We start from the raw sequence: 14,376 nt of genomic DNA on the forward strand, positions 1-14,376 counted from the left end.
CGTCGGCAGCCGCAAACCGGTCACCTCACACAGCCGGTTCCGCAGCTCCACCGACATCAGCGAATCGAAGCCCAGATCCCGCAGAGCGGAACCGGTATCGAAACCGTCCGACCCCAGCACCTCCGCCACCAACGACAGCACGAGCTCACGCGCGGATGCCGCGCGGGACGTACGCGGCTGCGCATCCTCCGGACCGGCCGAGGGCCACCAGTACCGCTCACGCTGGAAGGCGTACGTGGGCAGATCGACGACCCGGCAGGACTCGGCCGGAAAGGAGGCAGACCAGTCCACGTCCACGCCACGGACGTGCAGTTCCGCCAGTGCGGTCAGGAAGCGGGCCAGACCGTGCCCGGCCGGCACGGCGTGGACCGCGTCCGCCGCGGCGGGCCCCCGCGCGGCCTTGCCGGCGGTCGTCGGCCCTTCTGCCGACGCCCCGCGCCGGGCACCGAGATCCACGTGGAGAACGCCCTCGGACCGTTCCCCGCTCTCCTCTCCGTCCGTCTCCTCCCCCACCCGATTCCCCGCTGCCACCGCGCGGGCCGCATCCGTCAGCGACAGGGACCCGTCAGCCACCCCGAGGACCTCGCGGGCATACACGTTCGCGACCAACGCCCCGGGGTCGATTCCGTACGACTGCCAGAGCGAGGCGAAAGCGACCATGACGCAGAAGAGGACGACCGGCTGGACCCCGGGGGCATCCAGGCGCGGAGCGCCTTCCGCCCCCTGGATCACGTCGGCGGGAGACCAGTCGAGGAACGCGGCGAGCGCCTCCGCGCACTCCAGCAGCCGGTCCCTGAACGTGTCGCACGTTTCGAGAAGGTCGCGCGCGATACCGACGTACTGGAGAGCGGAGTCCTCCTCATAAACGAAGACCAGCCGTTGCCGGTCGCCGCCCGAGTCACCCGAGCCACCCGAGCCACCCGAGCCACCCGAGCCGCCGCGCACGACGATGCCCGGCGCGGGCTCGCCCTTGGCCAGCCTGTCCAGTCCCGCCAGAAAGTCCGCCCGGTCCGCGGCCACGAGCACGGCCCGGTGCTCGAACGAGGAGCGCGTCGTCACCAGCGAGTGGCCTATGTCGGCCAGGCTGTACGAGGGGTTCTCGGCCAGATGCGCGTGCAGGCGCCGTGCCTGCGCCCGCAGACCGTCCGCGCCGCGTGCCGACAACACCCAGGGCAGAGCCACCGGGGCCTGCGGCTCGCGCCCTCCGGTGCCGCCCGCCGCCAAGCCGCGTGCGGTGGCGGGAGGGGGCTCCGACACCACGACATGGCAATTCGTGCCACCCATGCTGAACGACGAGACACCTGCCAGCTTCGGCCCGACAACATCGGGCGGCCCCTCCGGCCATCCCCCCACCCCGGTCTGCACCCGCAGGTTCAGTGCGCTGAAATCGATCCGTGGATGAGGGACTTCGAAGTTCAGGCTGGGCGGGAGGATGCCGTGGGTGAGGGCGAGGCAGACCTTGATCAGCCCAGCGACGCCCGCTGCCGCTTCGAGGTGCCCGATGTTCGTCTTGACGGATCCCACGCGCAGTGGTGAATCGCCGCGACGCGCCCGCCCGAGTACGGCGCCGAGCGCCGCCGCCTCCGTGGGGTCCCCCACCACGGTTCCCGTGCCGTGCAGTTCGACGTACCGGACCTGGGCGGGGTCCACGCCGGCGCGCCGGTAGGCGCTGCGCAGGACGTCGGCCTGGGCGCTCGCGCTGGGTACCGTGAGCCCCTCGCTCCCGCCGTCGTGATTGACGGCGCTTCCCTTGATCACGGCATGGATCCGGTCGCCGTCGGCGAGCGCGCGCGCGAGCCTCTTGAGCACGACGAATCCAGCGCCTTCGCCCCTGACGAACCCGTTCGCGCCGGCGTCGAACGTCCGGCACTGGCCATCCGGGGAAAGGGCGCCGAAGCCGGCTGCCACGCGGGCGCTCTCCTCCACCAGGTTCAGGTGTACGCCGCCCGCCACGGCAAGGTCCGATTCACCGCTGAGCAGGCTCACGCAGGCCGTGTGCACCGCCACCAGCGAGGATGCCTGGCCGGCGTCCAGGGTCAGGCTGGGGCCCCGCAGATCCAGGGCATACGACACGCGGTTGGCGACGATGCTGCGGTGCAGGCCCGTCATCGCGTGGTGCGTCAGGGGCGCGGCCCCTTCGCGGTGGAGCACCACGGAATAGTCACTGGAGGCCACGCCGAGGAAGACGCCGGTATTACTGCCGCGCAGCCCGGCAGGCACGAGGCCGCTGTCTTCGAGGGCCTCCCAGCCAAGTTCCAGGGCCATCCGCTGCTGAGGGTCCATGGCATTCGCTTCACGCCGTGAGATGCCGAAGAAGCCGGCGTCGAACCGGTCGGCGGTCGGCACGTGCCCTTCGCGTCGGCCGCTGTCGGCCCGTACGCCGATCGCCGACCGACCGTCGTGGAGCAGGCGCCAGTACTCCGCCGGGGACGATGCCTGAGGAAAACGGCAGGACAGCCCGATGATCGCGATCGAGTCGTCCGCATTGGCCTGACGTCCGGCGGGATCTTCCCTGGGATATTCAGCCATGGCCACTTCCAGCTCCTTCTGACGTGCCGGCTCGGCCGGCGTGAAAGGCCGTGCTCACCGCGGAGGTCACCACGCGACGTCGAGCCGGCTCAGCCCGCGGGTGACCAGTCCGTCCTTCCAGGAGACGGCGGTCCGGTCGTTGGACAAACGCAGCTCGGGAAACCGCTCGAAGAGACGGACGAGTGCTGTTCTCACCTGCAATCGCGCCAGCGGCGCACCGAGGCATCGGTGCACACCGTGGCCGAACGTGAGATGGGGAGCCGACCGGTCGTAGCCGACGCTTTCGGGCTCCGCGAATACTGTGCTGTCGTAGTTGCCGTGCAGCAAGGACACCACGAGCGCCTCGCCCGCCCGTATCGCGACTCCGCCCAGCTCGACGTCCTCGACGGCGACTCGGGGAAAGCTCAGAGGGGTCGAAGGGGTGAGCCGCAGCAGCTCCTCCACCACGGCATCCACCCGCGATTCGTCCTTGAGGACCTCCCGCGGCAGGACACCGTTCAGCAGCGCGAGCACCGAGAGGCTGAGCTGACCGACCGTCGTCTCATAGCCGGCCGTGAGCAGGGCCAGCCCAAGGCTGATGAGCTCGGCGTTGGACAGGACTCCGCCGTCATGGGCCCTGACGAGCTCGGTCAGCAGGTCGTCGTCCTCGCCCCGTCGCTTCCGGTCGATAAGGGTCGACATGTAGTCGACCAGGCCCAGTTGACGGCGTGCCTTCTGCTCGTCGCTGCTCGCCGTGATGTCGAAGAGGACCTCGACGGAGGAATCGAAGATGGGCCGGTCCGCGACCGGAACTCCGAGCAGGGTCCCGAGCACCGCGACGGGGAGGGGGGAGGCGAAGGAGCTGACGAGGTCCGCGGGCGCACCCTCGTGGGCCATGCCGTCCAGCAGGTCGTCGGTCACCTGCTCGATGAACGGGCGGAGCTTCGCGACCTTGTGGGTGGAGAAGGCCGCCGCGGTGATCCGCCGAAGACGCGCGTGTTCACGTCCGTCCATACTCATGATCGAGTTGGGGGACGGGCTCGCCGTGTTGAGCCTGGGCGCTCCCGGCTTCGCCGCGGCCGCCCGGCTGAATCTCGGATCCGTCAGTACTTTACGGCCCATCGCGTAATCACTCACCAGCCACATTTCATCTCCGGTCGGTGCACGCACCCGTTTCACGGTACTCGTGGCTTCACCCCTCAAAAGATCCGGCAGTGGGCCCTGTGAGTTGGGGTGCAGTGAATATGCCATCCATCGACTCCTTATACCGGACGGGCAATGAGCCGAAGCCAGCCTAACCACGCCTCCTGGCATATGACCACCAACTGCCGTGCCGGGAAAGGAATGTCGGTGTCTCAGGCCCATGAGTAAGGTGCCAGTTGGCAGAGTAAATGTCGCTCAGCAGCCGCGAGGAGCGTCCGTGAACACTTCGACAGAGCTCGGTCATTTCAGCACCGATTTGCCCTATCTGGCTTTTGGATCCGGCAAGCCATTGGTCTATCTCGCCGGATTCACCATGACGCACACCGTGCCGCAACCCGGCGCACAGCGCCGGACTGCCGCACGCATGGTCGCCCCCTTCGTCGCAGCGGGGTACCAGGTGTACTGGACCAACCGCCGGCCCGGGATGCCGGTCGGCGCCACCATGAGCGATGTCGCCGCCGAGCATGCCGAGGCGCTGCGCGATCGGTTCGGCACGCCCGTACCGGTTCTCGGTCACGCGACGGGCGGCTCGATCGCGCTGCAGTTGGCGATCGAGAATCCAGAGGTGGTCAGCTGGCTGGTCCTCGCCGGCACCGCCCATTCACTGGGGCCTGTCGCCAGACGTTTCCATCGGGACCTGCTGGAAGCTGCCGGCCGCGGCAGATCCGCAATGCACCGGGCAGCTCCGGCGCTCACCCGCAACCGGCTGTTGCAGTTGTTGCTCATGGTTCCCTTGTGGATCGCAGGCCGGTTCGACCCGCCGCCGAAGGACCATTCCGACATGAAGGCGATGCTGCTGGCCGAGGGCGCCTTCGACGTCCGCGGCCGACTGGGAGAGGTCCGTGTGCCCACACTCCTGCTCCGGGGTGCGCGCGACTATCTCTGCACACCCGAGAGGTTCCACGAGACGGCCGACGGAATACCGGGAGCCCAGCGCGTCGAATACCCGCGGTCGGGACACGCGATCACCACGAAACCCGCCTTCTTCCACGATGTGCTCGCCTTCCTCGAAGGACCCTGACAGCATCGAAACCGCAGCTCACGCAGGGGGAGACGGATTCTCTATGCGCTCGGCGAGCCGGTCCGCCAACTCCTGCCACATGCCGGCGCACGCTCTGGCGAGGCCGGCCACGGTCTCCTGACGGTGCGTGGGCACGGCGTCGATGATCCGTGCCCACTGTTCGGCATCGACGGCGCAGGTCCTGAGCGAGCGCAGAAGGATCTTCCCGGCGCCCGTGAATCTCAGCGAGGGATCCCTGGTGAGACTGTTGACGATGTCGGCTCTCACCACGCTGGGTACGGGTGCTCGGCCGGCGGCCAGGATCGCGGGCTTCCTGACCTGGACGTCGATACCCTGCCGTGAAGTGATCGGCGGCTCACCCCGGTTGATCCGTGCCCGTACATCGCTCGCGGTGGCGGGAGAGATCCCGGCGGCCTTGGCCACCTCCCGCAGGGAGGCTTCCGGGTTCGCCCTCATCAGGTCCCCGGCGAGCTGACGGCCCTCGGCTCCGTTGCACGGCCGCACCCGGCCGTCGCTCCCCACTCTCGCGTTCAACTGCTCATTCTGCAAAGTTGAACGTCTGCGTATCGCTCCCACCGTGTTGGCGGAGAGGCCGACGGTCCTGGCGATCCTGCGGTCGGACCACTGCGGGTGCGTGCTCATGATGCGGGCAGCCGCCGCCTTCCGGTCGGCCAGCGACAGGGGCAGCCCATGCGTGGAGTTGAGCTCAACGGCCATGACAAAGGCGTCCGCCTCCGTGCCGTCGAAGAACTTCACATCGACGAATTCGTCGCCCCGCAGTATCGCGGCACGCAGCCGGTGTATGCCATCGACCACCCGCATCGTGGGCCGGTGTACAACGATGGGAGGTAAGGAAACATCCAGCTCCGCGAGCATGCCGATATGTTCGGCATTTTCACCGGACATCCGTGGCGAGGACGAACATTCCAGTGCGTTGACCGGTACCCTCTCCATTGATTCTGGCCGAATCGCCTCTTCGCGCCCTGAATCTAGTCCAACCTCTACGTTACTGATCATGGATCAACTCCCGCGGCTGCGTGATTCCATTGTTCAGACGTCAATTTCGATGGCTGTCGATGCGAATTGGCAACGTTATGGCATGCCGAAATCACCTGTCGAAGAGAGATGGGGGGTGTGCCGTCGGCCTCCGTCCAGGGCCGGTCGGCACAGCTTGTCAACAACGGTTCTGATTCCCGGCGGTCAGGGAGATGGCACGAGGTAGCGCAGCACAAAGTGCCGCACGACAGCTGCTTGGCAGCGCCGGAGCTTCTGCACGGGGCAGGCTATTTGACCGAGGATAAGTTCTTATGACGCGTCACGCACCCCATGAGACCCCTTTCAACAGCAGCGCTCCGTTCAACGGGAACCCGGCGAGAACCATTTCATTCTGATCGGCCGCTCCCGGTACATGTCAAGTACAGCAGGGAGGCGGGTTCTTTTCGGCTCCGGCCATCGCCCGATTAGGACGCCGTGAGACTGGGGAGTACTAGCGAGACAGTTGGACGTCGACGTCCCGGCGCACGGCCGCGTCACCAACGCCCCCCGGCGGGTGGTGGCTTGGCTGGCGTCGCGTCGGTCGGCGGCTTGGGAGCGGCGGATGCGTGATCCGGCCGGGGAAGTGGGGGTTCGCGGCGAAAGGCCGGAGGCGGGGGCCGGGGGGCGGGCTTCGGCCCGCTGCTGGTCGTACCCAAATCACAGCTGGTCACAGCTGGGTGGTGGACGCCTCAACGGGGCTCGGACGTTCCCGATTTCCTGTGCGCTTCGTCGCGCCGCCGGAGTTCGGAGACCAGCTCCGGCCAGGTGAAGCAGGCTCCGCCGTGCGCCCGGCGTACCCGGCGTACGAGGTACCGGCGTTCCATTCTCAATAACAAGTTCCGCACAGCCCGGGTTGCAAGCGACGGAAATACCAGAAAATAGAGGAACTGGCGGGCGGAACCCATACCTTCCAACTTGGGGGAAGCGGGAAAGTATTGGGGATCACGTGCCACGCAGCGCGCAATATCGGTCATCTCTTGAGAGCTGATCGAATCGTACGGGGTCCATGAGGTCATGGCACGAGAATCGCACTGCCGGGGAATTCAGGCAAATAGCAGCCGACCACGAACCCTGAAGTCTGCCCATTCGCTTGTTATTTGCGATCTCACGACGGCTACGGCAGAGTGGGCGTGCCGTCCGCGCGCAGAATCTTCCAGCCTCGATATTTCCTGATTGGCTGTCAACTTGGCCCGGCGGCCGATTTTATGTTCCGCGGTGTTCTTCACGCGTGAGGACGACCCGGCTCAGCACGTACAGGAGCCGCCTTCGGCCTGGCGGATCGCGTCGGTGACGGTCATGCCACGCCGGCCCCGCGGCCGCGTTGCTCCTCGCAGATTTCACATGCCCTTACCATCGGGATGTTCAGTGTATCTTTCGTCCCGAGCCAAAGGAAGGAGTCGCGAATGGTCCGGTTGACTCGGGCACAGCAGCAGGAGCGCACCCGCACGGCCGTGCTGGCCGCGGCTCGGGCAGAGTTCGCCGAGCACGGATACGTCGAGGCGAAGGTCGACCAGATCGCCGAGCGGGCCGAGCTCACTCGTGGCGCGGTGTACTCGAACTTCCCGAGCAAGCGCGCGCTCTATCTGGCGGTGCTGGTCGACATGGTCGAGCACAGCGCCACCGACGAGGTTCCACCGTCGCCGCCGCGGTCCACAGCCGAGGCGCTGGGTTCGTTTGCCCGCGCCTGGCTCGAACGACTGCCCTTGGCCGACGACACGCCCGCGTTCGGTCAGATGCAACTGCGCTCGCTGGCTCGTGTGCTCGATGACGAACCGGCCCGCGGTGCGCTGGCGCAGGTCACCCGGCTGGAGGCGCTGCTGCTCGCGCTCGCGCTGGAGTCGTGCGCACCCACCGATGCGGGACAGGTACGGCAGGTGCGGCGCGCCGAGCTGGTCCTGAGGTTGTTGAACGGCTCAGGCCCGTTTGCCGATACGGCGCTCGGATTCGGCGACCCCTTCGACGTGGCACACGCTTGCGCGCATCTGGGCGGGCTCGGCCTCGCCGATACCTGGGACCCGCCGCACCTGCCCTACGTCGCTCCGGCACGAGCCTGCCAGGACCTGTGGACCCCGCCGGAGGGGTTGCCGGACCTGATCACCGAGCGCCGGGTCGGATTCGACGAGGACGGTGTGATCGCGGTCCTCGGGATCAACCGGCTGGGCGCCGCCGAGGAGACCATCCGCGCCGCTCGCCCGGGCGACCGGGTCACCGTGGCCGTGGTGACGAGTGACCCCGCCGAGATCGGACGCCTCGTACGGCTCAGGATCCGCGACTTCACCCGCTGCCTGCGGCGCGTGTTCACACCGGACGCCTGGCCGCGCCTTCACCTCGTCGTTGATGACCGCGGCCTGTTGGCCTCGGCCACCGGCGTACCGAACGCCGACGACTCCACCGAACATGCCGTACGCATCCACAAGGGCGAGCTCGTCGCCCGAGCCGACGGACGAGGCGCCGCGTATGCCGCGGCGACCGCCGAAGTTTCGAACACCACCCGATCGAAGAGGGCCGCAACATGACCCACCCCGATTCGCCCCACTCGACCAGCAGTGACTTGCTGGTACTCCACGCCCTTCGCTGCATCGGTTTCGCGGGCCTCGCTCGTGTGGCCACAACAACGGGGCTCCCTGAGCCGGACGTTGAATCAGAGCTGATCGACCTCGCTGTGGCCGGACTTGTCACGCGTGTGGCGGGTGACTTCGGCGGGTGGGGTCTCACGGAGGCCGGCCGCGCCGTGGATGCCGAGCGGATCGCCGACGAGCTGGAAACAGCCGGCACCCGAGCCACAGTGACGGCGGCTTTCGACGGCTTTCTTGTGCTCAACCCGGAATTGCTCGACCTCTGCACGGCATGGCAGACGCGATCCGTCGACGGTGTCCTGACTACGAATGATCACACCGATGCTCTCTACGACGCTCGGGTTCTGAACCTGTTCACAGACCTCGACCAGCGTGCCGAGGCCGTCTGCGCAGACCTGTCCGCGGCGATGCTTCGATTCCAGCGATATCGCGTCCGGCTCACCGACGCACTCACTCGCGCGAAGTCCGGCGCGCTGGACTACGTGACGGACAGCACCGTTTCGTATCACACCGTGTGGTTCCAACTTCACGAAGACCTGCTTGCCACTCTGGGCATCCCGCGACACTGAACCCGCCGGGAAAGGTGATGACGATATGACATGGATTCACCCGATCTCAGCAGAGGTCGAGGAAACGGCGGAGGTCCTTGGCGGCAAGGCGCACGGCCTTGTCGTACTGCGACGTCTTGGATTGCCCGTGCCCCCAGGTTTCGTCATCAACACGGAGGCGTGCCGCGCCTTCCTGCGTGACGGGCAGCCACCCCAGGGCCTGGATGTCGAACTGGCGGCTGCCATCGCCGGTCTCGAAGCTGCCACGCACCGCAAGCTCGGTGGACCCAAGAGGCCGCTGGCGGTGTCCGTTCGCTCCGGCGGCAGCGTGTCGATGCCCGGCATGATGAGCACGGTCCTCAACCTCGGTCTCACCGCCGAGGCCACCATCGGCTTGGCAACCGAGACGGGTGACCTGCGATTCGCACTCGACTCGCGGCTGCGATTCCTGTCCAGCTACGGCTCTGAGGTTGTCGGCCTGGACCGCGAGAGTCTCGACGGCGTCGAGCGTGAGATCGCCGGACGAGACACCGGCACCAACGAAGCATGTCTCGCCGATGCGATTCAAGGCGTTGAGGCCCTCATCCGGGAACGAGCCGGCGAGCCTGTCCCGGAGGACGTGACCCGGCAGTTGGAGCTGGCAGTCGCGGCCGTGTTCTCGTCATGGGACACACCGCGCGCGAAGACCTACCGCGAACTGCATGACATTCCCCGCGACCTCGGCACCGCCGTGACCGTACAGGCGATGGTGTTCGGGAATCGCGATGACCACAGTGGGACCGGAGTCGCGTTCAGCCACGATCCCAACACCGGTGAACACGTCCCGTTCGGCGAAGTCCTGTTCGGTCGCCAAGGCGAAGACGTTGTCTCCGGCAGATCCCTGACTCGGCCCCTGCGCGAACTGGCCGACCGGGAGCCGACGATGTGGGTCAGCCTTCTTGAGGCTCTGGACCGGATCGAGGAGCACTATCGCGACGCGTGCTATGTGGAGTTCACCTTCGAGGCAGGCCGGCTGTGGATCCTGCAAGTGCGACCCGGCCGACTCGTCGGACGTGCCGCTGTCCGTGTCGCGGTCGACCTCGCCGACAAGGGCACGATCGGGCGCCCCGAGGCACTTCTTCGAGTCTCCCCACAGCATCTCCCACACGTTCGTACTCCTCGGATAGCGGCGGCCGATGCCGTTGACATCCTCACCCGAGGGCTGGGCGCCTCTCCTGGTGTCGCGGTCGGCAGAGTGGCGACCACCGCCGACAGTGCGGCCCGGATGGCCGCGGAGGGTCCGGTCGTCCTGCTGCGTCCGGAGACCTCCCCGCTCGACATGCACGGCCTGGCTGCCGCCGCAGGGGTCGTCACTACTCGCGGCGGGCCGACCAGCCACGCCGCCGTCGTCGCGCGAGCGATGGGGAAGCCCGCCGTCGTGGGGGCCGCGGACCTCATCGTCGACGTTGCCGCTGCTTCCGTCCGAGCCGGTGGACGCACCCTCCCCGAAGGCACACTCATCGCCATCGACGGGACAGGCGGAGAGGTCGTCGTCGGTAACCCTCGCATCGTCGCAGCCACCACTGACGCCCATCTGCATCGATTGCTCGACTGGGCCGACGAAGTCGCGGGCGACAACACGGGCCGCAACGAAGCAGAACGCCTCGTCGCGGCACACGCCGTCCTCCGAGGCTGAGTGATCCGCCTGAAATCCTGAGGGCGACCCGCTTGTGTCTGGTGGGTCGCCGGGGGCGGCCCTCCGCCGCCTCCGGACGGACGGACAAGGGCTCCGATGGCATCCTGACGGCAGACGAGTCGAGCTGTAAGCCGGGTTCTGTCGCCCGGTCGCCTCGCGGCGGCCGGGGAGACGGCCATCCATCTAGGACCGGCGTTGCCGCCGGTCTCGTGCGGTCTACCCGCGGACTCGGGCGGGCAGCCCTCGAACGTCCACGCAGAGCCGCCTTTTACAGCGGCCCCTCTTGACCTTGCTCCGGGTGGGGTTTACCTAGCCGCCTGAGTCACCCCAGGCGCTGGTGGTCTCTTACACCACCGTTTCACCCTTACCGAGGACCGAGGTCCCCGGCGGTCTGTTTTCTGTGGCACTGTCCCGCGGGTCACCCCGGGTGGGCGTTGCCCACCACCCTGCCCTGTGGAGCCCGGACTTTCCTCGGGGAGATCCAAGAAGATCTCCACGCGGCCGTCCGCTCGGCTCGTCTGCCGTGGTGACCATGCTACCCGCCGGAAGCGCCTGTTCGTGCGCGGCCGTGCACGGTTGATCTCGCGGTTGATCTCGCGGTTGACCTTGCCGCAACGTCAGGGTTTCTACTGAAGCCATGAGGATCGGAGAAATCGCCGCACTCGCCGGCGTCACCCCGCGTACCGTCCGCCACTACCACCATCTGGGCCTGCTCCCCGAGCCCGAGCGGCTCCCCAACGGCTACCGGGACTACGGACTGCAGCACGCCGTCGTACTCGCCCGCGCCAGGCGGCTGACCGAGCTCGGTCTCGGCCTCGCCGAAGTGCGTGACGTGCTCGCCGATGACGCCGGGCGTGAGCTGGCCGAGGTCCTCGCGGAGCTCGACGCCGATCTGGCGCGGCAGGAGGAGGCCATCGCCGAGCGGCGGGCGCGGCTCGGCGAGTTGATGCGGCAGGCGCGGGAGGGGCGGCTGCCCGCCGAAGGGCCCGTGTCACCGGCACTCAGCGGGCTCTTCGGGGCGCTCGCGCCCAGCGACTCCCCGATGGCCGCCAAGGACCGGACCCACCTGGCGCTGCTCGACTCCATGATGGAGCCCGCGCACCGGGAGCGGCTGTTCACGGCCCTGCGCCCGTTCGCCGACGACCCCTCGCTCGCCGCCCGTGTCCACGAGTTGTACGAACGCCTCGATGGCCTCGCCGACGCGGAGGCGGACGACCCCAGGGTCGGGCCGCTCGCCGACGAGCTCACGGCGTGCATGCCCGATGAGCTGATCGAGCTGCTCATGCCCATGGGCGACGATCTGGAGCAGCAGAGCGACAGCACCTTCGGCGAGGCGTTCCTGGCCGACTTCGCGCCCGCGCAGGCAGCGGTGGTGCGGCGGATGCTGGCGGGCCTGGCCGTACGCGTACGGGGGCTCCGATGACCGCCCTCGTCATTCTGCGGAGGCTGGTCGTGCACGAAGTGCGGGCGGTGCACAGCCTCGCGCTCTGGGTCGTCCGGCGGCGGCACGGCGTCCGGGCGGGCGCCCACCCGGCCCCGTACACCGGGCCGCAGACCGCGATGATGTACGGGTTCATCTTCGTGTCGCTGATCGAGACGGTGGCGCTGGCGATGGTGATCCCCTGGCCGCTGGTGCACTCGATCACGCTGGTCATCGATGTGTACGGCCTGGTGCTGATGATCGGGATGCACGCGTGCTGTGTGACGCGGCCCCATGTAGTGGGCACGGACGGCTCGCTGCGGATCCGTTACGGCGCGCTGTTCGACCTGCGGATACGGCCGGAGGACATCATCCACGCGCGCGTGGACCGTCGTTTCCCGGCCGGGAAGTTGGTACAGCCGCGCGATGACGGGTCGCTGGAGATCATCGTCGCGGGCCAGACGACGGTGGCCGTCGAGCTGCGGGCGCCGGTCGGCTACGTACGGCCACTGGGCAGGCGCGGGAGCGCGCACACGATCCGCTTCCACGCCGATGACCCCACGGCTCTCGTCGCCGAGCTCAGGGCGCGTACGCTCCCGCCGGTCCACTGACCGTAGGGTGGCGAGGGGGCCTCGCCCCCGCCCCCCGTACGTACGAAGGAGATCCCCTGTGCTCGTGCTGTTGCCGCCGTCGGAAGGTAAGGCCGCTTCCGGGCGAGGGGCTCCGCTGAAGCCCGAGTCGCTGTCGCTGCCGGGGCTGGCCAGGGCGCGCGCCGCGGTGCTGGACGAGCTGGTCGAGCTGTGCGCGGCCGACGAGGAGAAGGCGCGCGAGATCCTCGGGCTGAGCGAGGGGCTGCGCGGCGAGATCGCGAAGAACGTGGAACTGCGTACCGCGGGCACCCGCCCGGCCGGGGAGCTCTACACCGGTGTGCTGTACGACGCGCTCGGCCTCGCCACGCTGGAGCCAACCGCGCGCAGGCGGGCCCGGCAGTCGCTGCTGGTCTTCTCGGGGCTGTGGGGCGCGGTGCGGCTGGGCGACCGGATTCCGCCGTACCGCTGCTCGATGGGGGTGAAGCTGCCGGGGCTCGGCGTGCTGGGGGCGTACTGGCGGGGGCCGATGGCGTCCGCCCTGCCCGAGGCGGCGGGCGACGGCCTTGTCCTGGACCTGCGGTCCTCGGCGTACGCGGCGGCCTGGCGGGCCAGCGGCGAGGTGGCGGGGCGTACGGCGACGGTGCGGGTGCTGCACTCGCGGCGCGACGAGGTGACCGGGGTCGAGAAGCGGTCGGTGGTCAGTCACTTCAACAAGGCGACGAAGGGGCGGCTGGTACGGGACCTGCTGGTGGCGGGCGCGAAGCCGGCGGGGCCGGGGGAGCTGGTCGAAGCGTTGCGGGACCTTGGGTATGTGGTGGAGGTGGAGGCGCCGGGGCGGGCGGGGCAGGCGTGGGCGCTGGATGTGGTGGTTACGCAGATCCATTGACCGTGGCCGTTGCGTTTACTGCAACGGTCGTTGCGTGAGGTGCGCGGGCCCGGGAGGATGTGGCCATGACCTCCGTGCTGGACCTCGCGCCGCCCGTCATTCCCGTCGTCGTCATCGAGGACGCCGCCGATGCCGTACCGCTCGCGCGTGCGCTGACGGCGGGCGGGCTGCCCGCGATCGAGGTGACGCTGCGGACACCGGCCGCGCTGGACGCGATCCGCGCGATCGCGGCCGAGGTGCCGGACGCGGTGGTCGGCGCGGGCACGGTGATCTCGGCGGCCCTCGTCGACGCGGCGGTGGCGGCCGGGGCGCGGTTCCTGGTGAGCCCCGGGTGGACGGAGCGGCTGCTGGACGCGATGGGGGCGTCGGGCCTGCCGTTCCTGCCGGGGGTCTCGACGGCTTCGGAGGTCGTGGCGCTGCTGGAGCGCGGGGTGCACGAGATGAAGTTCTTCCCGGCGGAGGCGGCGGGCGGCACGGCGTACCTCAAGTCGCTGGCCGGGCCGCTGCCGCAGGCGCGTTTCTGTCCGACGGGCGGGATTTCGTTGGCGGCGGCGCCGGGGTATTTGGGGCTGGGGAATGTGGGGTGTGTGGGGGGGACGTGGATGCTGCCGGGGGATGCGGTTGCGGCGAGGGATTGGGCGCGGGTGGAAGCCTTGGCCGCGGAGGCGGCGGCGCTGCGCGGGGCTTGTTCCCCTACCCGCCCCTTCCCGTAACTGGGGGCTGCGCCCCCAGACCCTCGTACCGCCCTTCGGGCGGTGTCCTCAATCTCCCCCTACTCCCCCAGCGCGGCGTGGGGGGACCCCCAGACGGGCTTAGTTTCCGGGCGTGCCCGGAAACTAAGCCTCGCCGGCGGAAAACCCAGCCCCGCCGGCGATTGAGGCGCGGGGTTCGGGGCGGAGCCCCGACAAGGGCCG

The 14,376-nt window shown here is 68.7% G+C and carries 11 protein-coding genes and 1 other RNA gene; 8 read left to right on the plus strand and 4 right to left on the minus strand.

The window, feature by feature from the left end:
* Both ACIHCQ_RS42775 and ACIHCQ_RS42780 read right to left on the minus strand, forming a co-directional pair.
* On the minus strand, positions 1 to 2,529 hold a 2,529-nt coding region (locus ACIHCQ_RS42775; RefSeq protein ID WP_399674507.1), incomplete at its 3' end, for a type I polyketide synthase.
* A 66-nt stretch (positions 2,530 to 2,595) separates the two neighbouring features.
* A complete protein-coding gene (locus ACIHCQ_RS42780) occupies positions 2,596 to 3,522 on the minus strand; it encodes a cytochrome P450 (RefSeq protein ID WP_399674508.1) in 927 nt (308 codons plus the stop codon).
* A 406-nt stretch (positions 3,523 to 3,928) separates the two neighbouring features.
* On the opposite strand from ACIHCQ_RS42780, the gene ACIHCQ_RS42785 reads away from it, so the two are divergent.
* Positions 3,929 to 4,732, plus strand: a complete 804-nt coding sequence (locus tag ACIHCQ_RS42785) for an alpha/beta fold hydrolase (RefSeq protein WP_399674510.1) — start codon at positions 3,929 to 3,931, stop codon at positions 4,730 to 4,732.
* Positions 4,733 to 4,750: 18 nt separating this feature from the next.
* On the opposite strand, the gene ACIHCQ_RS42790 is transcribed toward ACIHCQ_RS42785, so the two are convergent.
* Positions 4,751 to 5,554 (minus strand): hypothetical protein, encoded by an 804-nt coding sequence (locus tag ACIHCQ_RS42790; protein WP_399674511.1) that lies wholly within the window; start codon positions 5,552 to 5,554, stop codon positions 4,751 to 4,753.
* A gap of 1,616 nt (positions 5,555 to 7,170) precedes the next feature.
* Between ACIHCQ_RS42790 and ACIHCQ_RS42795 the strand changes: the two genes are divergently transcribed.
* From ACIHCQ_RS42795 to ACIHCQ_RS42805, 3 genes are all read left to right on the plus strand, one after another.
* Entirely contained in the window at positions 7,171 to 8,283 is a 1,113-nt protein-coding gene (locus tag ACIHCQ_RS42795) for a TetR/AcrR family transcriptional regulator (RefSeq protein ID WP_399674513.1), read from the plus strand.
* A gap of 215 nt (positions 8,284 to 8,498) precedes the next feature.
* The gene (locus ACIHCQ_RS42800) at positions 8,499 to 8,912 is read left to right on the plus strand and encodes a hypothetical protein (RefSeq protein ID WP_399674515.1); all 414 of its coding nucleotides are present in this window, start codon (positions 8,499 to 8,501) and stop codon (positions 8,910 to 8,912) included.
* Between the two features lie 25 nt (positions 8,913 to 8,937).
* Positions 8,938 to 10,566 carry a pyruvate, phosphate dikinase gene (locus tag ACIHCQ_RS42805; protein WP_399674516.1) on the plus strand — a complete coding sequence of 543 codons (1,629 nt, stop codon included), beginning with the start codon at positions 8,938 to 8,940 and terminating at the stop codon, positions 10,564 to 10,566.
* Positions 10,567 to 10,677: 111 nt separating this feature from the next.
* Here ACIHCQ_RS42805 and rnpB read toward each other — a convergent pair.
* Positions 10,678 to 11,083: RNase P RNA component class A (gene rnpB, locus ACIHCQ_RS42810), an RNA gene on the minus strand.
* Positions 11,084 to 11,203: 120 nt separating this feature from the next.
* Between rnpB and ACIHCQ_RS42815 the strand changes: the two genes are divergently transcribed.
* The 4 genes from ACIHCQ_RS42815 (at position 11,204) to eda (ending at position 14,175) form a co-directional block, all read left to right on the plus strand.
* Positions 11,204 to 11,989 (plus strand): MerR family DNA-binding transcriptional regulator, encoded by a 786-nt coding sequence (locus tag ACIHCQ_RS42815; RefSeq protein ID WP_399674517.1) that lies wholly within the window; start codon positions 11,204 to 11,206, stop codon positions 11,987 to 11,989.
* Positions 11,986 to 12,597 carry a hypothetical protein gene (locus ACIHCQ_RS42820; protein WP_399674518.1) on the plus strand — a complete coding sequence of 204 codons (612 nt, stop codon included), beginning with the start codon at positions 11,986 to 11,988 and terminating at the stop codon, positions 12,595 to 12,597. Before ACIHCQ_RS42815 ends, ACIHCQ_RS42820 begins: the two co-directional genes overlap by 4 nt.
* 58 nt (positions 12,598 to 12,655) lie before the next feature.
* On the plus strand, positions 12,656 to 13,462 hold the full coding sequence (gene yaaA, locus ACIHCQ_RS42825) for a peroxide stress protein YaaA (protein ID WP_399674520.1): 807 nt from the start codon (positions 12,656 to 12,658) through the stop codon (positions 13,460 to 13,462).
* A 65-nt stretch (positions 13,463 to 13,527) separates the two neighbouring features.
* Positions 13,528 to 14,175 carry a bifunctional 4-hydroxy-2-oxoglutarate aldolase/2-dehydro-3-deoxy-phosphogluconate aldolase gene (gene eda / locus ACIHCQ_RS42830; RefSeq protein ID WP_399674522.1) on the plus strand — a complete coding sequence of 216 codons (648 nt, stop codon included), beginning with the start codon at positions 13,528 to 13,530 and terminating at the stop codon, positions 14,173 to 14,175.
* Positions 14,176 to 14,376: the final 201 nt, after the last annotated feature.

It is taken from the genome of Streptomyces sp. NPDC052236, from assembly GCF_044548015.1.
Classification (GTDB): domain Bacteria; phylum Actinomycetota; class Actinomycetes; order Streptomycetales; family Streptomycetaceae; genus Streptomyces.

Excerpts from the sequence above, each read along its gene's own strand:
- ACIHCQ_RS42780 (WP_399674508.1), bottom strand. The coding sequence starts at position 3,522 with ATGGACGGACGTGAACACGCGCGTCTTCGGCGGATCACCGCGGCGGCC.
- ACIHCQ_RS42790 (WP_399674511.1), bottom strand. The coding sequence starts at position 5,554 with ATGCGGGTGGTCGATGGCATACACCGGCTGCGTGCCGCGATACTGCGG.
- ACIHCQ_RS42795 (WP_399674513.1), top strand. The coding sequence starts at position 7,171 with ATGGTCCGGTTGACTCGGGCACAGCAGCAGGAGCGCACCCGCACGGCC.
- ACIHCQ_RS42805 (WP_399674516.1), top strand. The coding sequence starts at position 8,938 with ATGACATGGATTCACCCGATCTCAGCAGAGGTCGAGGAAACGGCGGAG.
- ACIHCQ_RS42815 (WP_399674517.1), top strand. The coding sequence starts at position 11,204 with ATGAGGATCGGAGAAATCGCCGCACTCGCCGGCGTCACCCCGCGTACC.
- ACIHCQ_RS42820 (WP_399674518.1), top strand. The coding sequence starts at position 11,986 with ATGACCGCCCTCGTCATTCTGCGGAGGCTGGTCGTGCACGAAGTGCGG.
- eda (WP_399674522.1), top strand. The coding sequence starts at position 13,528 with ATGACCTCCGTGCTGGACCTCGCGCCGCCCGTCATTCCCGTCGTCGTC.